This is a genomic window from Streptomyces sp. DG1A-41 (assembly GCF_037055355.1).
Taxonomy (GTDB): Bacteria; Actinomycetota; Actinomycetes; order Streptomycetales; family Streptomycetaceae; genus Streptomyces.
This window is the reverse complement of sequence record NZ_CP146350.1, coordinates 53,113-72,661: the sequence shown is the minus strand read 5'-3', so window position 1 is coordinate 72,661 and position 19,549 is coordinate 53,113. Positions and strand designations below refer to the sequence as shown.

At 70.5% G+C, this 19,549-nt stretch carries 23 protein-coding genes and 5 pseudogenes; 9 read left to right on the top strand and 19 right to left on the bottom strand.

Translation table 11 applies throughout. From position 1 onward, the window contains the following. Positions 1–27: 27 nt before the first annotated feature. The gene (locus tag V8690_RS00400; RefSeq protein WP_338775299.1) at positions 28–1,083 is read right to left on the bottom strand and encodes a polyprenyl synthetase family protein; all 1,056 of its coding nucleotides are present in this window, start codon (positions 1,081–1,083) and stop codon (positions 28–30) included. Continuing rightward, positions 1,073–1,351 (bottom strand): polyprenyl synthetase, encoded by a 279-nt coding sequence (locus V8690_RS00395; RefSeq protein WP_338775298.1) that lies wholly within the window; start codon positions 1,349–1,351, stop codon positions 1,073–1,075. Before V8690_RS00395 ends, V8690_RS00400 begins: the two co-directional genes overlap by 11 nt. A 408-nt stretch (positions 1,352–1,759) precedes the next feature. Between V8690_RS00395 and V8690_RS00390 the strand changes: the two genes are divergently transcribed. Both V8690_RS00390 and V8690_RS00385 read left to right on the top strand, forming a co-directional pair. After that, a complete protein-coding gene (locus tag V8690_RS00390; protein ID WP_338775297.1) occupies positions 1,760–2,110 on the top strand; it encodes a carboxylesterase family protein in 351 nt (116 codons plus the stop codon). Continuing rightward, on the top strand, positions 2,107–2,559 hold the full coding sequence (locus tag V8690_RS00385) for a carboxylesterase family protein (protein WP_338775296.1): 453 nt from the start codon (positions 2,107–2,109) through the stop codon (positions 2,557–2,559). Before V8690_RS00390 ends, V8690_RS00385 begins: the two co-directional genes overlap by 4 nt. Before the next feature lie 454 nt (positions 2,560–3,013). Here V8690_RS00385 and V8690_RS00380 read toward each other — a convergent pair. From V8690_RS00380 to V8690_RS00365, 4 genes and pseudogenes are all read right to left on the bottom strand, one after another. Next, a pseudogene (locus tag V8690_RS00380) lies at positions 3,014–3,136 on the bottom strand (polyphosphate kinase 2); the annotation flags it as partial. 30 nt (positions 3,137–3,166) lie between these two features. Then, the gene (locus tag V8690_RS00375; protein WP_338775295.1) at positions 3,167–3,409 is read right to left on the bottom strand and encodes a DUF6411 family protein; all 243 of its coding nucleotides are present in this window, start codon (positions 3,407–3,409) and stop codon (positions 3,167–3,169) included. A gap of 302 nt (positions 3,410–3,711) precedes the next feature. After that, positions 3,712–3,924, bottom strand: a complete 213-nt coding sequence (locus V8690_RS00370; RefSeq protein ID WP_338775294.1) for a hypothetical protein — start codon at positions 3,922–3,924, stop codon at positions 3,712–3,714. 381 nt (positions 3,925–4,305) lie between these two features. Next, positions 4,306–5,451, bottom strand: a complete 1,146-nt coding sequence (locus V8690_RS00365) for a hypothetical protein (RefSeq protein WP_338775293.1) — start codon at positions 5,449–5,451, stop codon at positions 4,306–4,308. A 138-nt stretch (positions 5,452–5,589) separates the two neighbouring features. Between V8690_RS00365 and V8690_RS00360 the strand changes: the two are divergent. Then, a pseudogene (locus V8690_RS00360) lies at positions 5,590–6,352 on the top strand (transposase family protein). A 27-nt stretch (positions 6,353–6,379) separates the two neighbouring features. Here the strand turns inward: V8690_RS00360 and V8690_RS00355 are convergent. The 3 genes from V8690_RS00355 to V8690_RS00345 all read right to left on the bottom strand — a co-directional run bounded on the left by V8690_RS00355 (position 6,380) and on the right by V8690_RS00345 (position 8,217). Continuing rightward, entirely contained in the window at positions 6,380–6,526 is a 147-nt protein-coding gene (locus V8690_RS00355) for a hypothetical protein (protein ID WP_338775292.1), read from the bottom strand. A gap of 109 nt (positions 6,527–6,635) precedes the next feature. Continuing rightward, the gene (locus tag V8690_RS00350) at positions 6,636–7,121 is read right to left on the bottom strand and encodes a hypothetical protein (protein ID WP_338775291.1); all 486 of its coding nucleotides are present in this window, start codon (positions 7,119–7,121) and stop codon (positions 6,636–6,638) included. A 490-nt stretch (positions 7,122–7,611) separates the two neighbouring features. Beyond that, on the bottom strand, positions 7,612–8,217 hold the full coding sequence (locus V8690_RS00345) for a TetR family transcriptional regulator (RefSeq protein ID WP_338775290.1): 606 nt from the start codon (positions 8,215–8,217) through the stop codon (positions 7,612–7,614). A gap of 251 nt (positions 8,218–8,468) precedes the next feature. On the opposite strand from V8690_RS00345, the gene V8690_RS00340 reads away from it, so the two are divergent. From V8690_RS00340 to V8690_RS00330, 3 genes are all read left to right on the top strand, one after another. Continuing rightward, positions 8,469–9,113: an isochorismatase family protein gene (locus V8690_RS00340; protein WP_338775289.1), complete on the top strand. Its 645-nt coding sequence runs from the start codon at positions 8,469–8,471 to the stop codon at positions 9,111–9,113. A 101-nt stretch (positions 9,114–9,214) separates the two neighbouring features. Next, positions 9,215–9,967, top strand: coding sequence for an SDR family oxidoreductase (locus V8690_RS00335; RefSeq protein ID WP_338775288.1), 753 nt, complete (start codon positions 9,215–9,217; stop codon positions 9,965–9,967). A 64-nt stretch (positions 9,968–10,031) separates the two neighbouring features. Then, positions 10,032–11,384 (top strand): FAD-binding oxidoreductase, encoded by a 1,353-nt coding sequence (locus V8690_RS00330; protein ID WP_338775287.1) that lies wholly within the window; start codon positions 10,032–10,034, stop codon positions 11,382–11,384. A 52-nt stretch (positions 11,385–11,436) separates the two neighbouring features. On the opposite strand, the pseudogene V8690_RS00325 reads toward V8690_RS00330, so the two are convergent. The 5 genes and pseudogenes from V8690_RS00325 to V8690_RS00305 form a co-directional block, all read right to left on the bottom strand. Further along, positions 11,437–11,670 (bottom strand): annotated as a pseudogene (locus V8690_RS00325) (DUF6069 family protein); the annotation flags it as partial. Positions 11,671–12,042: 372 nt separating this feature from the next. Next, positions 12,043–13,041, bottom strand: coding sequence for an RNA polymerase subunit sigma-70 (locus V8690_RS00320; RefSeq protein WP_338775286.1), 999 nt, complete (start codon positions 13,039–13,041; stop codon positions 12,043–12,045). 335 nt (positions 13,042–13,376) lie between these two features. Further along, on the bottom strand, positions 13,377–14,138 hold the full coding sequence (locus V8690_RS00315) for a hypothetical protein (protein ID WP_338775285.1): 762 nt from the start codon (positions 14,136–14,138) through the stop codon (positions 13,377–13,379). Positions 14,139–14,409: 271 nt separating this feature from the next. Next, positions 14,410–14,571: a VOC family protein gene (locus V8690_RS00310; RefSeq protein WP_338775284.1), complete on the bottom strand. Its 162-nt coding sequence runs from the start codon at positions 14,569–14,571 to the stop codon at positions 14,410–14,412. Positions 14,572–14,693: 122 nt separating this feature from the next. Next, complete coding sequence (locus V8690_RS00305; RefSeq protein ID WP_338775283.1) at positions 14,694–15,023, bottom strand: hypothetical protein; 330 nt, start codon at positions 15,021–15,023, stop codon at positions 14,694–14,696. Positions 15,024–15,078: 55 nt separating this feature from the next. On the opposite strand from V8690_RS00305, the gene V8690_RS00300 reads away from it, so the two are divergent. Both V8690_RS00300 and V8690_RS00295 read left to right on the top strand, forming a co-directional pair. Next, a complete protein-coding gene (locus V8690_RS00300; protein WP_338775282.1) occupies positions 15,079–15,417 on the top strand; it encodes a DUF6233 domain-containing protein in 339 nt (112 codons plus the stop codon). Positions 15,418–15,465: 48 nt separating this feature from the next. Further along, positions 15,466–15,636 carry a hypothetical protein gene (locus tag V8690_RS00295; protein ID WP_338775281.1) on the top strand — a complete coding sequence of 57 codons (171 nt, stop codon included), beginning with the start codon at positions 15,466–15,468 and terminating at the stop codon, positions 15,634–15,636. A gap of 2 nt (positions 15,637–15,638) precedes the next feature. Here the strand turns inward: V8690_RS00295 and V8690_RS00290 are convergent, their stop codons facing one another. Together V8690_RS00290 and V8690_RS00285 are read right to left on the bottom strand one after the other, a co-directional pair. Beyond that, a complete protein-coding gene (locus V8690_RS00290) occupies positions 15,639–16,457 on the bottom strand; it encodes a Ku protein (protein ID WP_338785188.1) in 819 nt (272 codons plus the stop codon). A gap of 135 nt (positions 16,458–16,592) precedes the next feature. Further along, a pseudogene (locus tag V8690_RS00285) lies at positions 16,593–16,763 on the bottom strand (sigma factor); the annotation flags it as partial. 138 nt (positions 16,764–16,901) lie between these two features. On the opposite strand from V8690_RS00285, the pseudogene V8690_RS00280 reads away from it, so the two are divergent. Further along, positions 16,902–17,035 (top strand): annotated as a pseudogene (locus V8690_RS00280) (carboxymuconolactone decarboxylase family protein); the annotation flags it as partial. Between the two features lie 35 nt (positions 17,036–17,070). Here V8690_RS00280 and V8690_RS00275 read toward each other — a convergent pair. The 3 genes from V8690_RS00275 to V8690_RS00265 are packed head-to-tail and all read right to left on the bottom strand — an operon-like array spanning position 17,071 to position 19,532. Next, the gene (locus tag V8690_RS00275) at positions 17,071–17,838 is read right to left on the bottom strand and encodes an FCD domain-containing protein (RefSeq protein WP_338775280.1); all 768 of its coding nucleotides are present in this window, start codon (positions 17,836–17,838) and stop codon (positions 17,071–17,073) included. A 23-nt stretch (positions 17,839–17,861) separates the two neighbouring features. Beyond that, positions 17,862–18,482: a bifunctional 4-hydroxy-2-oxoglutarate aldolase/2-dehydro-3-deoxy-phosphogluconate aldolase gene (locus tag V8690_RS00270; protein WP_338775279.1), complete on the bottom strand. Its 621-nt coding sequence runs from the start codon at positions 18,480–18,482 to the stop codon at positions 17,862–17,864. Positions 18,483–18,539: 57 nt separating this feature from the next. Next, on the bottom strand, positions 18,540–19,532 hold the full coding sequence (locus tag V8690_RS00265; protein ID WP_338775278.1) for a sugar kinase: 993 nt from the start codon (positions 19,530–19,532) through the stop codon (positions 18,540–18,542). Positions 19,533–19,549: the final 17 nt, after the last annotated feature.

Here is a 19,549-nt window from a genome sequence, read left to right as displayed (position 1 = left end):
TGGCTGTGCCGACCGGGGCGCAGAAGTTCAGGACAGGCGGTCCGCTGCGGACTGCGCCAGTGCGGTCAAAGCGCTCGCGGCGTGCGCTGGTACGTCCAATTCGTGGAGAGCGCCGAGTGCCTCCTGCACGCGTGCGCCGATCATGGCCTCGATGCGGTCGGGTGCCTCCAGCCGGCGCATCATCTCGCGCACTGTGTCCAGGGCATCCGCGTCCGGGCTGCGCCGGCCCAGCAGGACGCGCAGCTGTTCCCGGTCTTCGTGGCCGGCAAGGCGCCAGGTCTCGGCCAGCAGGGCCGTGGGCCGGTGGCCGCGCACGTCGTCGGTGGTGGACTTGCCGGTGCGTTCCGGGTCTCCGAACAAGCCGAGCAGGTCGTCACGCAGCTGGAATGCCTCGCCCAGCGGCAGTCCGTATGCGCAGTAGCCCTCGCGTAGCTGCGCGCCTGCCCCGGCCAGAGCGCCGCCGATCAGCAGAGGCTGCTCGACGGTGTACTTGGCGGTTTTGTAGCGGATCACCTTCAGCGACGCGGCGGTGTCCGGACCGGCTCCGGTGCGCAGGATCTCCAGGCACTCTCCCGCGATCAGCTCGCGGGCCATCACCGACCACAACGGGCGGGCCCGGGCGAGGTAGGCGGCGGGCAGACCACTGGTGGCGAACAACTGCCCGGCAAGCGCCATGAGCAGGTCTCCGACCAGCATCGCCAGCGACCTCGCGGCGGCGCCGGCGCGTGGACGGCGCCGCACGGCACCCCGCAGGGCGATGTGCGCGGTGGGGCGACCGTGCCGAAGCGGGCTGTCGTCGATGAGATCGTCGTGCACGACCGCGGCGGCGTGCACCAGCTCCATGGAGGCCGCGGCCCGCACCAGCGCGTCGCTGTCCGGCTGCCCCACCGCGCGCCAGCCCCAGTAGCAGAACGCCGCTCGCAGCCGTTTGCCGTCCGCGACCGCCGCCTCCAGCTGCTCGGCCACCGGGGCCAGGAGCGGATCGATCGCGGCGAACTGGCCGGCCTCCTGCGCGACGAACCGATGCAGCACCTCGTCGACGCGGGTCTTGAACGCGGCCGGCTCCCACCGGTCAGACGGCATCGGCGTCCTTCCGGGCCCGGGCGTGCCGGGCGAGGATCTCCAGGTGGGCCGGGGGGACGGCCGCGTACCGGTCCAGCGCCAGGCGCCCACGCGCCACCAGCTCGTTCTCGGCCTGCGCCGCCAACTCTGCGGTGTCCGAGCGGCGCAGCAGCCCCCGCAGCGTCCCCGCGGCCGAACTCAGCGTGCTCACGGCCAGATCGGCCAGCCCGGCCATGAGCAGCACCGCCTGCTCGTCCAAGCCGTCGCGCCGTCCCGCTTCTCGCGTCATGCTCTTCCCCCACCACAGAACATCCGGGCGGCGCCGGTCACGCGCCGTCCTACCGAGCATCGGGCAGGCCGGGCGCGAGAGCACAAGAACTCACGATCGAGTGATCGCATCGCTCTTCTGTGCGGATCGCCGCTGCTGTAGCCGCGCCGCGCACCTGCACTGCGCCACTTCATGCCACGCGAGCTGCCCGCCGGTCAGGAAACGAAAGAGCCGATGACTTGTAGTCATTCTGTGTGACGGTGTGTGAGGTGGGTAGGTCCCCACTGCTCCGGTCGCACCGCCGGTCCGGGCCGCTGCAAGGGGGGTGGCCGGTCCCCTTGGCGCGCCATGAACCGGCCCGGAGGAATCGCGTCTCCGAGCAGAACACGGTCGAGGTCGACACCATCCACGGCCGGGTTTTCGGGGCTGGTGACCGACGACGGCGCCCACTTCCTGGGCATCCCTTACGCCGCCGCTCCCGTCGGCGATCTGCTGTTCGCCGCCCCTGTGCCACCGAAGCGATGGCTGGGAGTGCGCGCCGCCCACACCTTCGGCGCCGCCGCGCCCCAGCCGCCGCTGGGAGGCCGGTTGGGAGAGATCACCTCCGCCCCGGATGTGGCGGGCGAAGAATGTCTGAACGTGAACGTCTGGACGCCTGATCCTGACGCGTCCGGCCTGCCGGTCCTGGTGTGGATTCACGGCGGCGGGTTCACCACCGGCTCCTCCGCCGTGCCCAGCTACGAGGTGCCACCTTCGCCCACGATGGCGTGGTGTGCGTGAGCTTCAACTACCGCCTGGACGTGTACGGATACGGCTATCTGCCCGACGCGCCCGCGTCAGCCAACCGCGGTCTGCTGGACCAGATCGCCGCGCTCACGTGGGTGCGCGAGAACATCACCGGCTTCGGCGGCAACCCGGACAACATCACCGTGGCCGGGGAGTCCGCCGGCGCGATGAGCATCCTGGCGCTCCTTTCCCGCGACGACGGCCTGTTCCCCAAGGCGATCGTGCAGAGCGGCACCGCTCACCGCGCCGTGGCGGGGGCGGTCTCGAACAGCCCCCACTGCGGGGCCGCTTGGGGCAGGCCGGACCCGACGACGGTGAAGCCGGGATCGGCGAACAGGTGCCTGGCGAGTACGGCCTCACCGCCGCCGTCCGGGCCGAGGAGGTGGATGTTCTGCCCGGACAGGGCGACCACCTGCCACTTCACGCCGCGGAACCGGACGTGAGCTCCGACCTTCGCGGCTGGCCGGGCATTGCGCCGGCTGGACCACGGCCAGTCCGACGAGACGACGATGACCCGAGGTGCGGTGGAGCGTCGGTTGCGTGGGCTCCACCATTGGCGTTCCGCGAACGGCTCCTGCCGGACGGCAGGGTGCGACAGGCTCATCCCACGGCCTTCGTGCTGGGTGTGTGCGTTCCTTGGTCGGAGCACATGGTGAGCCGAAGGCCGCCTGCATGTAAGGCAGTTACCAACCCGAGTGATCATGTACGAGACGCCGTTCGAGCCCCCAGGTTGAAGATCGAGCTAGGGCGTGTGTCGAATGTGGATCTTGAACGTGTGATGATCTCGGGTCGTGGCACGTGGAGACCTGACGGACGCGCAATGGGCGGTGCTGGAAGCGCTGTTGCCGAAGGGCGAGAAGCCAGGCCGGTCGCCGACGTGGGCCAGGCGGCAGTTGACGGATGGTTCTCCAGCCAGGTCCGGATGGGCCGCCCGTCTTCGTCCAGCACGATCGGCTGCTCTCGCCGACGGGCATCCACAGTCAGTCCGTCCAGCAACCTGTCCGCGTCTTCGGCGTTCATCACCAGGCTCCCGTTCGGCCCGCCCGTCGGTCAGAAGGGCATGCGGCCGCGGGAGCGGCGGCCTGCCGAACCGCTGCGGGTCACCGCTCGCGAACTGGTGTGGAAGGGCTTGCTGAGGAGCCTGCCCAGAATGCCGGGCGCCTTGCCACCGGCCCGCGCCCCGGCACCGAGCGTACGTTGCGTGCCGCGTTCGGGATGGCGGGAGAGACGGGGGACGAGGAAGGCCAGGACGGCCAGGACAACGCACACGGCGATAACGGCGGCGACTACCATGATCGGCTCCCTTCGCTGGCGGACGGATACACGGGTGCCCCGCCCTGACCCGCCCATGTGAAAAGCGAAGGCTCCGACCCGGGACTAGTCTGCTCCCTAGCAGCCAGAGCAGCACCCCAGCCAGGACAGCAGCCGAACGACACCGAGCAACGGGCCCCGCTGCAACCGGCGCTGCACCGTGCAGCACAGGCAGCAGCGTCCCGGAGCAATGGAAGTCCGGGGCGCTGCAACGGATGCCGGAGGCCTCTACGCCTCCACGTACGCCACGATCGTGGTCGACCCCAGGGCCGTCACGAAGCAGATCACCCGCACTCCGTCGACCTCGTCGACGTAGTCGCGCAGCAGGGTGCCGGTACCTCGGTGCCGAGGTTCGGGTTGACGCTGATGGCGACGATCGCGCGGTCCAAGCGGTGCGTCTCGGACGCGGTGAGCTTCGACAGCTGGGTGAGCGCGGGCTCCACGAGGATGACGCGGGAGCGCCGCGCGCCGTGCTCAAGCGATACGGGGCTCCTCACCGGCGAGGCGGGCGAGGTGGGCGTCGCGGGCGTCTTCCCACAGCACGTCGGACTCGGGCGAGGGGTAGCCGTTGGTGGCGATGTCCTCCAGGACGGAGGCGAGGACGTCGACCCTGGCCCGCTGGGCGGCCGCGTACTGCCGGATCGAGGCAGCGGCGGTCTCATCGAGTGGCTGGCAGTCGGGCGCAGCGGCCGGCTCTGGCTGATCAAGGGCTCCAGAACGTCGTGCCGGTCTCGACTGCCAGGTAGACGGCGAGGCAGTCGTCGGTGCCGCACACGACCGCTGCTCCTGTAGAATCCGGCCCCCTTCCCAGACTGGAATCGCTTGAGGCCGCTCCAGCAAGACCATCTTGCTGAAGGTGCACTGAGCGCTTCCCATCCTCAGTCTGAGCTGGCCAGCCGGGCACGGTGCTGCGCTCGGGGCGCGATATCCGGCGCGATGGCCGTTGCTGGGAAGGTGCGGCGGACCTCCGCGAAGAGGTGGGGGCAGTCGGTGTCATAGGTGACCGCCGCGGCGAGGAGGGCGTCCAGCGCCGCTTGGAGGGGGTCGAGGGCGGCAGCATCGAAGAGAGCGGCGAAGGCGGCGGCCTGGGGCAAGCCGGGGGTCCCGTCGTGGGGCCGGGGAACGCGTGCGTCGGAGAGTGCGGCGTCCCGCAGCCGTCGTGGGTCGTCCAGCGGCGGCGAGTAGGGCTCGCCCCGGTCGAGCTCCGCCAGGCCACGCGCTACCCAGGCGATTTCGCTGAGCCCTGCTGTCGCACAGGCGCGGTGCGCTGCCCAGCGGGCGAGCGCGCGCTGTTCCTCGGGACCTGCGGCGTCGATCGCGTGCACGAGTGCGGCATCAAGGCCCACTAGGCCCTTCGGATAGCCCTGGACCCCCCGGAGCTTGCCTTGGACATCCCGCAGCCGGTCGCTGGGCAGGCGCCCGCCCCACGCGTCCATCTCCTGTTGCAGCTTGGTGTGCTCCTCCTCCTCGCGGGCCTGGCGCTCGGCCTCGGCTCGCTCCTCGGGGGTGGGGCCCGGGGGCTGCTTGCGCGCGAACTCGTGCCAGTAGGCGGCGGCTTGGCTGGTCTCCTTGACCATGCGGTCCGGGGCCGGCGGGCTCGGCCAGAACCGCAGCAGATACTCATCCACCGCGGGTTCGCGTGCATCGCCTACGGCGTTGCGCGCCTCGTCCATGCCCCGGCAGTGGTACCGGACCCGATACGAGGTCTCGAAGAGGGGGAGCGGATACCGGCCGCTGTCCCACTCCACGAGCTGGACTCTGTTCGATTCGGGCCGGAACGATACCTCGACGATGTCCTCCCAGAGGTCGGCGTCCAGGGGCGGCTCCGTCTCGTGCAGCTCGACGGTGAACGGGACGGAGCCGGTGTGCGTTCCGGTCAGCAGAAAGAGCTCGCCTGGCACCGCCCCGCCGCACAGCCCGGTCCGCTGCCCGGCGAAAGAATCTTCGAGGGAGTGGCCGTCGTCGCTGCAGACATAGATCTGCCCGTAGGCCACGTGCACTTCGTCGCTAAAGAGTGTCCGCATAGATCAAGCGTGGCGCACGGGTCTGACAATGGGCGGTTCCAACCTGGTGTGTGGGCTGGGTAGTTGGCCTGACAGATAGGTGAATTCCCTGGTAGATGGGTTTTCGACCAAGAGAACCTTCTCCGCCAGAGGCTTCGCGTGCTTGTCTACCCGTCGGGCGTCGACGTGTCCAGCTCCGCCCTTCGCTTCCTGTCCGCCTGCCTGCGGGAACACCGCCGCGCTCTCGGCACACGATGGGCGCCGCCTGACCGCTGGCCGCCAGGCCCTGCTCGCCCTCGCCCGCCTGTGCAACGGCCCCACCTACGCCCAGCTCGCAGCCGGGTCCAGCGTCGGGACCACTACTGTCTACCGCTACGTCACCGCGGCCGTCGACCTCCTCGCCGACCTCGCCCCCACACTCTCCCAGGCCGCGCGGACGGCCTCGAGGGAGACGTTCGTGATCTTGGACGGGACGCTGCTGCCCATCGACAGGATCGCCGCCGACCGGCCCTTCTACTGCGGGAAACACAAGAGACACGGCATGAACGTGCAGGTCGTCACCGACCCGATGGGTCGTCTCCTGTGGGCCTCCCCGGCTCTTCCCGGAGCCGTGCATGACATCCGGGCGGCCCGCGAGCACGGGATCGTCGACGCCCTCGCCGAGGCCGGCATCGAATGCTCGGACAAGGGTTACCAGGGTGCCGGCGGCATGTTCCGTCTCCCCTACCGCGGCCTTTGGAACAGCCTTTTCGCAGGACAGCATGCCTTCAGTCGGTCGCACGCGAAGATCCGCGCACGCGTCGAGCAGGCCATCGCGACCCTCATATCCTGACGGTTCCTCCGCAAGCTCCGTTGCTCCACACCCCGGATCACCAGCCTCGTCAAAGCCGTCCTCGCCCTCCATCTGGCCAGCTCAGACTGAGGATGAAAAACATTCACTGTCCGGGCGTCACCGGCCTGACGCGGATCTTCCACGGCAGGCTCCGGTCGGATCATGGCGGTCGGCGCGGGTGAACGGGGCGACCGCCACGGTGCCGTTGTCGTTCATGTGGGCGTGGGCGGCGAGCTGGGCGAGGACCGGCTCGACGGCGCCCACGCACTGTTCCTGCCGACCTCGGGCGACGTTGTATCGGCCGGTGGCGGCGTCAGCGATGTCCTCCGTCCCGGAAGAGGGCCGTCAAAGACCCGGTGGGTCCGGGTGTGTGTCAGTGGTGTTTGTCGATCGCTCGGAAGCTGCCTACGAGCGCGAATGGCACCGCGGCCCCGTCGAAGACCGTGGTGCCGGGAATTGCGCTGCTGGAGTTTCGGGGCCCAATAGTCGCAATTGCAGCGCCGTTGTCGCAGGTAATCCCGCTGAAGAATTCGACGGTCCTGTCACTCTCGTTTCGGACGTTGAAGCTGGTGGCGGGACTGCTGATCACAGCGGTGCACACACCCGGCTTGGCTGAATAGCTTCGCTCGTTGACGTGGATCTGTCCAGCGTCGTCGTTCCTGTGGTCGAAGTGGGTCTGGCCGTCGCCCCCGAGCGGAACAGAGGCATTGGCATCCTGCGCCGACGGGGCGGACTGCGGGATGGTACTCGAGGCCGAGGCGTAGTTCACACCCGTTGCAGCCATGGCCGTGATGCCCACCGACGCTGCGATCGCCACAACGATACGCCTACGCGTTCCGTTTCTCTTTCTCTCAGACATTCCGGTTCTCCATCTCTCAGGGATGTCAGCTAAGCGGCCGACCATTAATGAACCTACTCACGCCTCTTTCTGTCGCCACCTCAGAATGGTCTGACTGGTTTCGGAAAGGGGCCGATCGGGTGCTTGCAAGACCAGATTCGTCTTCTGATGGTTCATCAAAAACATGAAGGGCAATGCCCCTTGAGGGGCGGGGTGAGCCGTTCGGGGGACCGGGCTGACGCTCCTTCACACTGCTGCTGGCGTGTCGTGCGTTGATAACACTCCACGCAACGGCTAGGGCTGCACCCGGGCTCTTAGATTTGCCCTGGTCACGAGCTGGTCCCGCCGGGCGAGGAACTCACCGGTCTCGACGGGGACGCGCTGGTGGCCAACCCGCTCGAGGACCAATGACCGCAACGTCGACGGCCCTTCGCGCTCGCCTCGCCGAGGCGACAGGGCGGCAAGGGGCGACCGGAGCCGGACACCGAAGGCGCTCAGGCGGTACCCGTCATCAGCCCAGCAGAATGCTGCGCAGGTTGGGGCCGAGATGCCGGACGAGCTGTTCGTCCGACATCTCGGCCAGCGGCCCGCTTCTGAAGACGTACCGGGAGAACGTCACCCCGATGAGATAGGCGCCCACAGACGCGACGCGCTCCTCCAGTTCGGGGCCGGGAATCACCTGCCGGTACATCTCCAGACTGTCCTGCTGCATCGCGGTGAACAACCGTTTGGCGGTCTCCTCCTCAGAGGCCACCGCACGCAACATGGCCACGAACGGGTCGCTGCCTCCGCTCTCGGCCATGCGCCGGACGTAGGACCGGGCGATGCGCGTCGGCAAGGTCTTGGGGTCGCCGGCCACTTCCGCCATGAGCGTGCGGGGGCTGGGGACCGCGGCGAGGAACAGCTGTTCCTTGGATGTGAAGTGCCGCAGGACCAGGCCGTGGGTGACTCCGGCCCGGCGCGCAACGTCGCGGACGGTCGTCTTGGTGTAGCCGCGCTCGGCGAAGGCGGCCCGGGCGGCTTCGAGGATTGCGGCCCTGCTTGCTTCAGGGTCCCGCCTGCGCTTCTTGGTCGGAGTGGCGTCCTGGTCGGCGAGGTTCGTGGGTGGCGTGTCCATCCCGAAAGTGTACACAAGGTCACTAATATGCTGACCCATTGGTCATCAGACTCGGGGGTCATTGGTGCCTAGTTGCGCTAATTCGTCCCATTCGCTCCGAGCTAGCCAGACTCTTTAAGTGACCACCTGGACATTAGAAGCCTGAGGAACTATCGTCACTAATGACCAAGCGGTCATCAGTGCGGCCCGTTCGGTCTTGCTCGGCAGCCGAACCGTCGCTGCCGTGCACCACAAGAGAAAGAAGGCCAGTCGTGGCACCTGAGTCCCTCACCCCGGCCAACACCACCGTCGTCCTCGTCGACTACGCCGTCGGTTTCGCGAACCTCCTGCGCTCCCATGACCTCGTGGAGCACATCAACAACGTCGTGGGCCTGGCGAAGACCGCGAAGTGGTACGGAAGCGGCCTGGTGGTGACCAACGGCCAGTCCAGCAAGCCGTCCGGCCCGCTGTACCCGGAACTGCTGGAGGCCCTCGGCGACCAGCCGGTCATCGAGCGCGCGGTCGACTTCAACTCCTTCCTGGACGAGTCGTTCGCCCAGGCGGTCCGGGCGGAGGGCCGGGAGAACCTGGTGATCGGCGGCATCGCCACCGACGGGTGCGTCCTGCAGACCGTGCTCGGCGGCCTGCGCGAGGGCTACCGCGTGCACGTGGCGGTCGACGCCTCCGCCAGCCCCTCGCTCGAGGCCCACAACGCGGCGGTGCAGCGCATGGTCCAGGCCGGTGTCGTCCCGGTGACCTGGTTCTCCCTGGCCGCCGAGTTCCAGCTCGACCCCAAGTTCCACGACGCCCCGCACCGCATGCGCCTGATGCAGGAGAACGTGCCGGCCATGGCCATGAGCGCCCGCTCCTACGGCAACGCCGTCGAACTGGGCAAGCGCGCCGCCGCAGCCGCCTGAGGCTTTCGACGCGAGCACCCGCGAGTACCGGCCAGTCACCGACCCATCCATACCCATCCCATAGCGGGTCTCGGCCCGCCACGTAGAGAGGAGAGCGCCTCATGAGCGACATACAGGAGGACCGGCTGCTGTCCGGGCGGACCGTTCTGGTGGCGGGCGCGACCGGTGGCATCGGCGAGGGAATGACCCTCGCGCTGCTTCGCCAGGGAGCCACCGTCGTGGCCACCGGTCGCAGCGAGGAACGACTGGCCGGCCTCGCCGACCACGTCAAGGAAGCCGGGCCCGGCACTTTGATCACCCGGACCGTCAATGTCGGCGATGCCGACAGCGAGAAGGTGCGCGCACAGCTGTCGCCCTACGGCGCGCTCGACGGCGCCGTCGTCTCGATCGGCGACTGGGGCAGCCCGGAGCGCACCGGCATCCTCGACATCTCCGACCGTGAGTGGGAGGAAATGATCGCCTCCAACCTGACGAGCCATTTCCACGCGCTGCGTGCGCTCACCCCCCTGCTGTCCCGAAAGGGAGCGCTGGTGCACCTGAGCGGTTTCAGCGCGGACATCCCCTATCCGTTCTCCGCCCTCGTGGGAGCCACCAACGCGGCGAAGAAGTCGCTGGTGCGCTCGCTGGACGCGGAACTGAACGGTGCGGGCCCGCGCGTGTACGAGCTCATCATCGGCCCCATCCGTACCCGCCCGCGGGCCGCGATCGGCGCGGACAACCCCGGTTGGTTCAGCGCCGAGGACCTCGGCAGGCACGCGGGCCGGCTCATCGCCCGCAGCGGCCCGTACGCCGACGCCTCGCTGCAGTACCTGATCACCCGCGCCCATGGCGTGCGGACCACGCCACCCCAGTAGGACCTCGCCCCAGTAAAGGACACGTGCGGATCCCCGTCCCCGTACGGAGACCGCGGAGGCATCCATGCACACCATCGACAGCTCACCGCCGGCCTCTCGGCTGCCCCTCCCCGACAGTCTCGCCGCGGTCGCGATCCGGCCGGGCGACAGCGATTACGACAACGTGCGGCACACCTACACCCGCACCGGGGCACCGGCCGCCGTGATACGCGTCCGCGATCACGAGGACATCGCAGCCGCCCTGGCCCACGCCCGCACCGCACGGCTTCCCCTGACCGTGCGCAGCGGCGGCCACGGCATCAGCGGCCGCTCCACCAACGACGGCGGCATCGTCGTCGACCTCTCCGAACTGAGCGCCGTGCAGGTGCTCGACGCCCGATCCGGGCTGGTACGCGTGGAAGCGGGAGCACGCTGGGGAGACGTCGCCGCCCAGCTCGCGCCCCACGGTCTGGCCCTTTCCTCCGGAGACACGGGAGACGTCGGGGTCGGCGGGCTGGCCACCACCGGCGGTATCGGCCTCATGTCCCGCCTGCACGGCCTCACCATCGACCACATGCGCGCCGCCGAACTGGTCCTGGCGGACGGCTCCCTCGTGCGGACCGACGCCGATCACGACCCGGACCTGTTCTGGGCGGTGCGCGGCGCGGGAGCCAACTTCGGGGTCGCGACGGCGTTCGAGTTCCAGGCCGAGCCGGTGGGCGACGTGATCGCCGCGGTCACCACGTTCGACGTCGGGGACACAGCCGTGTTCCTGACCCGGTGGGGGGCCGCCGTGGAGGCGGCGCCCCGAACGGTCACCAGCTTCCTGACTCCTATGGCGGGCCCCGGTGGACAGCTTGTCGCCCAGGCGATGACCGTGCACGCGGGGGCGGACACCGAAACGGCGCGCGAGGCGCTCGCACCCGTGCTGTCCGCCGGGCCCGTGCTGCGGAACCAGGCCTTCGTCGCTCCGTACCACCAGCTGCTGCCGGCCACGCACGCGGCGCAGTACGCGCAGCAGCCGCTCACGGTGTCGCGCTCCGGGCTGCTGGAGCACCTCACCGAGCCCGCCGCCGCGGCCATCGCATCGCTGCTGAGGGCGGGAAGGGCACCCATGGTGCAGCTGCGGTCCGTCGGCGGAGCGGTCAACGACACGCCCTCGACAGCGACGGCCTACGCGCACCGCACGCAGAACTTCTCGCTGATGGCCGCCACCGTGCCGGCGGGGCGCAGGAACCTGGACCGGCACTGGGAAAAACTTCACCCGCACCTGAACGGGCTCTACCTGAGCTTCGAAACGGGCACCGGACGACAGCAGTTGCAGGACGCATTCCCCGGGGCGGTGCTGGACCGGCTCGTGCTCCTCAAGTCGCGCTACGACCCCGACCACGTCTTCGACAACAACTTCGCCCTGCCGTCGGCGGACCTTCCCGGTTGACCCGGCCCACGGCAGCCCCCAGAGCGACACGTCGACACCGACCGCGCCCTGGTCAACGCACCCACCACCCGTACTCCGGCGGAGAGGCCCGACAACCAGGCAGAGCGACGGCAATGACGATGCCCACGACCGAGAAGAAGCCGGTCACCACGGCGAACCCGGACAACGGGATCGTCTCGCCACCATCGGGGATTTCGAAGTCGACGCCAACGGCCTGGGCAAGCGTCGCGGCGAGGGTGGTGGCCACCGTCGCTGCGAGCGTGGCAATGCAGCCCGTGCCGGCGAGCCCGCGGAGTCGGTGGGTGTGGCTGGTCTGGCCCGATGCCGCGCTGCGACGACCCCGGTGTCATTCATGCTGTTCATGTCGTTCCTCCATCATTCGGTAACTGGCGTACGGGGTGTGGACTGCCATGTGAGGGTCCTGGCCCTGGGGGTGACGATGCGCGCCCTCGCCGTGCGACGGCGGGGGTTTCGCAGGGCGCGGACGCCGGTGCCGCAGAGTCGAACCCGGCGTTGCGTGCGAGAAGCGGCCTGGGCTCGCCGTCATGCAGCTCCAGCTGCACCCGCCCGCGGGTGACGACGCCGAACGCGTCGCACCACTCCGCCGCGACCACCGCGACACGCGTGCCGCCGCGCAGTGCGAGCGTCCACACTGGGACTACTCCGTGCCGTCCGCTGGCAGGCGCTCGGGCAGCCCGAGCCGCAGGAACTGGTCGTCGTGGAACGTGACGATCTCGGTGATCGCCCCGCCGGTGATGCGCAGGACGTCGATCGTCAGCGGCAGGTACGCGTCCTCCTGCCTCCGCCAGAGGTAGAAGGCGACGGCGGGCTGCCGGTTCACGGAGGTGAGGACGGCGCGAAGGCCCTTCATGCCCTCGAAGCCGTCTTCGACCCAGCTGTTCACGACCGTGTCGCGGCCGACATACATGCCCGGCGTGGGCGGCATCGAGCAGCGGACGTCGTCCCGCAGCAGTGCGGCGAGGCCGTCGACGTCCGTGGCCACGCTGGCGTCGGTGTAGCGGCGTACCAGCTCGCGCGTCCTGGCGTCCTGTTCGCCGCCGGTCCAGTCCTGCCGCTCGGCGGGCAGGTGCTCCCGCATGCCGGCGCGGGCTCTCTGCAGCGCGCTGTTCACGGAGTTGACGGAGTCCCCGAGGAACTCCGCGACGTCCTTCGCCGGCCAGCCGTGCACGTCCCGCAGGATCAGCGCGGCCCGCGGGCGCGGCGCGAGGTGCTGGACTGCGACCAGGTACGCCAGCTCGATCGTCTCCCGCGCGACGGCGACGGTCTCAGGCTCGTCCGTGTCGCCCGCGGGCAGCTCGTCGAGCAGCCGGTCCGGATAGGGCTGCAGCCACAGCACCTCGCCGCCGGTCGCGGGCTCCGGGCGGCGCTTGGCGAGCAGGTCCAGGCAGGCGTTGGTGGCGATCCGGTACAGCCAGGCCCGGAACGTCGACCGCCCTTCGAAGGTCTCCCGCCGCCGCCAGGCACGGAGGAACGTTTCCTGCACGGTGTCCTCGGCGTCATCGAACGACCCGAGCATCCGGTAGCAGTGCACGTGCAGCTCCCGCCGGTGCCGCTCCGCCAGCCCCGAGAACGCCGGCCCGTCGACCTCGCCCAGCCCGCTCACGCCCAGTTCCTCCAGCCGCGTGTCCGCACTCATCACGTCATCCTTCCGCTTCGTCGTGTCCCGTCGTTGTTGTGACGGGTGCGGGCGCGGAAACTCATCACTAGGGTCGGTCGGCATGGCTGAGCGTTCTCATCCTTGGCAGGTCGGGTTGTCGACGTGGTGGAGAACGAGGACGGCCTGCACCATTGCGGTCGTCCGGGAGGAGCTGCAGCCCAGCTTGGTCAGGATCTTGAGGGTGGCGACGGCGCGTTCGCCGGCATGGGAACCGGCCAGTACCGCACCTGGCGGGCAGCGGAGAAAACCGGGAAGGCCCGCCTGGCGTAGCGTCCTCACGTCAGGCGGGTGGCATGACTTCCTATGGTGGCCGGTCAGATAAGGGTGCTCTCCTCCACGTTCTCCATGCGGGCGTAGAGCACGACTTCGTTGATTTGGAGGTTGTTGATCAGACGCAGGCAGGCGGTGATGCCGTTGCCCACCGACTCCTCGGCGACCTCGCCGTATTCGACTTGCAGGATCGTGTTGGGGGCCCGCTCGTCGTTCGCCGCGCCCTCGGGATCGCGCCACGTGCCCGCGGCGCCGATCTCCGTAGCGGCACGCAACACGAAGGCGATGGCGTGTGCCTTGTGCCGCGGCAGGGTCAGGGTCAGCAGTTCTCGCTCCACCCGGTCCAGGCGCACACCCGCCTCCTCGTCACCGAACAGCAGCGCATAGAGAAGGTCCTTCGCCTCTGTGAGTAGCCGTTCGCCCTCGGTGGAGCGATGCTCGGGGCCGAGCAGACCACCTCCCTTCGCCGGCGGGGCGAGCAGCAGCCCGCGCTCGATCAGGGTGTCACGGTCGAGAGCCCGGTAGTCGTCGAGGAACCGGCGCAGCCGGACCTGATCGAGCGCCAGAGCGCGAACTCGCTCCGCCCTCCCCTCCCGCTCCTCAGCTGGGTCCTCAGCCGGTGCCACGTCGGGGCGGCCACCTCGCTGGGCAGGCAGGCCAGGTGCCAGGGCGAGATCCAGCAGTTGTTCCACGAGCCATTCACGCGGCCGGTCGGCAAGAGCCTCGCGCAGCCGCCGACGCACCTCACCCGCCATGTCCTGGCGGACCTCACGAACCAGTGCACCGATCTCCGTCACATCATCCATGGGCAGGCAACCTAGACACCACCGTGGTCGGCTGATCTGGTTTCGGGCTGCGAGTCAAACCAAGGAGTGAAAGGCGATGGGTGTGGCTCCCACGCACAGCCTGGGCTCGGATACACCCTGACCGCAGTAGGTCGGCAAACTGGTTCTGGCCCTGAACAGACTCTGACAGCTCCGTATGCGTGGTCAGGCCGTCGCGTGTTGGCGGCCGGGGTAGCCGGGGCCCGGCGCTGGCACTGCCGCACCGCCATGAGGGCGCGGCCGGAGTTCCGCGTCAGCCACAGCCGAGGACGCAGAACTCGTTGCCCGCCGGGCCGGCCAGGACGCGGGGACCGGCGCCGTCGGGTCGAGTCCCCGCCTCAGTCCCCGCACCAGCCGCCCGGAGGGCAGCCGCAGCACCCCCGGGGCGTTCGGCGCCCAGGCCCGCCTGGCCCACTCGGCGCCGTTCTCGGTATCCGGTACTGGTGCTCGGCCGTGGGCCGCTTGCCCCACCAGCCGTGCATCACCGGCAGACCCCCGCCGTCAGGGTGAGGTGGAACCGCTCGTCGTCGACGTCACTCACCTTCCCACCCGCCCTCGTCCGGTGTACGTGTGCAGCGGCAACCGCGCGTCGGCCGCGACCGCGCGCAGCTCCTCGAGGAACCGCGCCGGCGGCACGCGCAGCGTCGGCGGTGTGGCGAGGAAGCACTCCCGGCATCGGTCGAACCAGCGGGGCCCGTGGTCCCGGTCGTGGAGCACGCCGCTGGTGCGGGACGGTTGGCCGCAGGCTGAGCAGGGCGGCTCCTGCTGCGTTCGCGCCCAGGTCTGGGCGAAGCGGGGCGCCGGCGGGGCAGGGGAGAGGGAGGCCGGGTCGACGCCCAGCTTGCGGGCGGCCTCCTCGTGGTTCATGCCTGCTCCGGGGTGGGGGTGGGCTGTGTGGCGCCACGATCATAGAATAGAACGTATGAACGATTCAGGGGTGGCGTCGCGACTCGCGCTGCTCCGTTTCCTGGAGCGCGTGCAGGAGGGCGACCTGGCCCGCACCCGCAAATGGATCGCCGACGAAGAACGTCGCGAGGCTGAGCGGCGCGTCGGCGAAGCGCGGCGCCCGCCTGCGCCCGAGTGGCTGATCGAGCGCGGCCTGGAGCGCAACAACATCGTCGCCGTACACACCGGTGAGTGCTGGGACCCGGGCAAGCGGGCGAGGCCGGCGACCAGGGCGCAGGCGGTCGAGGCACTACGCCATCAAGTGCCGGCGTGCTCGAAGTGCAGGCCGGACACGGCGCTCGGCATCGAGGTCTAGGCGCTGCGCGGTCGGCGCCCGGACGTTTTCTTCGCCGCGGCCTTCTTCGTGGTCTTCTTCGTCGCCGTCTCCTTGGCCGGCCGCCTCTTCGCAGCCTTCTTCTTCGGCTACTCGTGCACGTCGGCGTCCTCACCGCGGGAGGCCCTGGCCTACTGCACGGACTCGGTCAGCGCGGCCATCAGGTCGACGATCTGCCCCGGCTCCGACTCCGGCTGCTGAAGCTACGGCGGCTCGCGATGCTCCCGCTTGGCCTCGTTGATCTGGGCGAGGGCCTCGGTGTAGGTGTCCTGGAACTCCTCACCTTCGAGATCTTCGCCGGTCATGGTGTCCATGAGCGCGAGCGCGCCGTCGATCTCCTCGTCGGTCAGCTCGAGGGACGGCGGCAGCAGTTCCTCCGGCGACCTGATCTCGTCCGGCCAGCGCATCGCATGCAGAACAATGACGTCCTCGCGGCCCCGCAGCAGGCCCAACCTCTCCCTGCCGCTCCAGGCGTACTTCGCGACGGCCACCTTGCTGCTCCGGTCGAGCGCCATGCGCAGCAGCTTGTACGGCTTCGCGGCGACCTGCCCGCTGGGCGCCAGGTAGCAGCCCTCGCCGATCTTCAGGGGATCGACGGACTCCAGCGGCACGAACGCGACGATCTCGATCGCCTTCGCCGTCGGCAGCGGCAGCTCCCGCAGCTCCTCATCACTGATCGGGATGACCTGCTCCTTGGTCACCTGGTAGCCCTTGCCGATCTCGCCCTGGTCGACCTCGCGGTCCTCGATCTCGCAGTACTTGCGCACCCGCACCCGGCCCATGTCCGCCAGGTGGTACTGGTGGAACCTGATCGAATGGTCCTCGTAGCGCTGGCCACGGAGATAGGAGCGGTGCCCAACCGAAGCTGATCGCGCCGCTCCAGATGTTCCGGGGCATGACGAACCTCCGCTGCTACCCCGAGCACCACCAGGCCATGAGGGCAACTGTGCACGTGCACCAGGAAGCGGATGGCTGCTGGTCCGGGCCGACAGACGGGCGCCGGCGCCTGAGCGGACCGCCATCGTGAGCCCGTGCAGCACCAGCATCATCGCGATCGAGAGGCTGTCGGCGAGTTCCACGTCCTCGGCCACGTCGCACGCGGTCAGCAGCGGCTCGGGCAGCCAGGGGCCGACGTAGGACTCCCGGCGCCGGCGCAGCGTCCGCAGCCGGGTCAGGGCCTCGCGGGTGGTGACGCGCACCAGGAAGGCCCGAGGGTCGCGCACCGCGTCCAGGTCGACGCCCGACCAGCGCAGCCAGGTCTCCTGGAGGACATCCTCGGCGTCGGCCGCGGAGCCGAGCATCTCGTAGGCCACGGTGAACAGCAGGCGGCGGTGGGCGACGAACGCGTCGGTGGCCGGGTCCGGCCGGGGGGCCGGTGGGTCGTTCGCCGGGTGCGTTCATCGTCGGCTCCCGCCTGCTCGCGCTCGATCGTGTCCCGTACGGGAAGCCGCCCGGCGCCGCCGTGTCACTACGACGACGACCGGACCGCGGCCCTGGTCTGCCTGATCGCGATGATCAACGCCGCCAACCGGCTCGGCGTGATCACCCGCATGCCGGGCGCTCCTACGATCCCGCCGTGTTCGCCGGCCTGGCGGACTGACCGCCGCCGACGGCCGGAGACCGGGGCCCGGGGCGTCACTCGCCGAAGGCGCAGCCCCCGGGACCCCCGGTCGACGGATCACCGCCGTCGAGGAGCCCTTCCACTTCCCCCCGGGACCGGTCGAGGATCACTCGCACGCACGCGGCGGCGCCCGCCGGATCGCCGTCGGCGACGGCGCGCGCCGCGTCCACGTGCCGGCGCACCGACGCGTCGTCCACCCGGTCCGGCATCAGCGCCAGCTCGCCCCGGGCGACGAGCAGTTCCTCCGTCACGTCGGCGAGCTGGGCGAACATCGCGTTGGCCGAACTGGCCAGCAGCGTCCGGTGGAAGGCGGCGTCGGCGGCGATGAACCGCTTGAGGTCACCCTCCCCGGCAGCGTCGGCCATGTCCCGCGCGTGCCCGAGCAGTCGCTCGCGCAGCGCGCCGTCGCTGCGCAGGGCACCCAGGGACGCGGCGGCCGGCTCCACCGCCGCCCGCAGCTCCGCCAGTTCCCGCAACTGCTCCCGCCGCTGCGAGGTGGCCAGCCGCCACCGGATGACCTGGGGGTCGTACAGGTTCCACTCCGGCAGCGGGCGGACGGTGATGCCCACGCGGGGGCGGCTGTGCACGACCCGCTTGGACTCCAGCACCCGTATGGCCTCCCGCGCGACGGTGCGCGAGACGCCGTACTCGGCCTGGACGTCCTCCAGCCGCAGCACCCGCCCCGCGCGCCGCTCGTCGTCGGCGAGGGACGCGCCGATGCGGTCGACGACCTGCCCGTGCAGCCCCTGCAGTTCCACCGCTGTCCTGCCCTTCGCCTTCATGGTCGTACGGGAGCGCCGGACGGTCAGCGCGCGCGGGCGAGCCGGTCCAGCAGCGCGGCGACCCGTTCGCCTGCCGCCGCGGCCCCTCCCGAGGTGAGCGCCGAGCCCATGCCGCAGGCGACGGCCCCGGCCGCGATCCACTCCGGTGCGTCCTCGATTGTCACACCCCCGGTGGGGATCACGGGGGCCTGGGGCAGCGCGGCCCGTATGTCGGACAGCCACGACGGGCCGACCGCGGACGCCGGGAAGAGCTTCAGCGCGTCGGCGCCCTCCTCCAGCGCCCGCACCATCTCGGTGGGGGTGCTCACCCCGGGGAACACCGGCACGCCGTAGCGGTGCCCGGTGCGGATCACCTCCGGGTGCAGGCTGGGCGACACCAGGAACCGCGCCCCCGCCTCGACGGCCGCGCGGGCGGCGGCCCCGTCCAGCACCGTCCCGGCGCCGAGCAGCGCCTCGGGGCGGTCGGCGCGCACCCGGGCGAGGGCCGTCAGCGCCCCCGGGGTGGTGAGGGCGACCTCCACGGCGCGCAGTCCGGCGTCGAGCACCGCCCGGGCCCCCGTGGCGGCCTCCTCCGCGGACCCGCTGCGCACGATGCCGAACACGCGCTGGGCGGTGACGGCCCGCACGATCTCCCATCGGTACATGTCACTCCGTTCTGAGCCGAGTAGTGCTGAGTCGTGTCGTGCGGGAGCGGTGCCGCGTCAGCGGTGGACCGTCTCCCGGTCGCCCTCGAACCCCGCGAGGGCACGGTCGAGGCCCGTCCGGTCGGGCAGCCCGTCCACGTCGGTCACGCACTGCACCGCCAGGGCCGCCACGGCGGCACCCTCGGCCAGCGCCCGCGCGGGCGGGATCCCGCGCAGCCGCCCGGACAGGAAGCCCGCTGCGAACGCGTCCCCGGCACCCACCGGGTCCACCAGGGGCACGGGGTAGGCCGGTTGGGGCCCCCACGTCCCGTCCGCAGTGGTGAACGTGGCCGACTTGTCGCGGTGCTTGACGACGACGCCGCTCACGCCCGAGGCCAGAAGCCGTCGCACCGCCCGGCCGGGGTCGCCGCCGCCGGTGTCGAGCACCTCCAGCTCGTCCTCCCCGGCCAGCACCAGGTCGGCGCGGTGCAGCAGCGGTCCGACCACGGCCCGCCAGCGCTCGGCGGGCGCCAGCCGCAGGCGCACGTTGGGGTCGACGCACACCGCGGCGCCCGCCGCGCGGGCCAGTTCCATGAGCCGTACGGTGGCCCGCAGCGCGCTCTCGGAGAGCATCGCCGTGATGCCGCTGACGTGCACCAGGCGCGCGCCCGCCACCATCTCGGGACGCAGCGCCTGAGGCGTCAGCCGCGAGGCCGCCGACCCGGCGCGGTGGTACTGCACGTCGATCGCGCGGACGGGGTGGCTGTCCCGCAACAGCAGCCCGGTCGGCGCCCCGGGGTCGACCTCCGCGTACGCCACGTCGACGCCGTCCGCGCGCAACTGGGCCAGCACGGCGCGCCCCGCCGGGTCGTCGCCCACGCGGCCGATCCAGCGGGCCCGGTGCCCCAGCCGGGCGAGCCCGGCCGCCACGTTGCTCTCCGCGCCGGCGACGGACCGGCGGAAGGCCACGGCCCGCTCCAGCGGCACGCCCGGCTCGGCGACCATGAGCAGCATCGCCTCCCCGCACAGGACCACCTCGGGGGCCATTGCGTTCACTGTCGTGTCGGTCATGCGGTACTCCTGCCTTG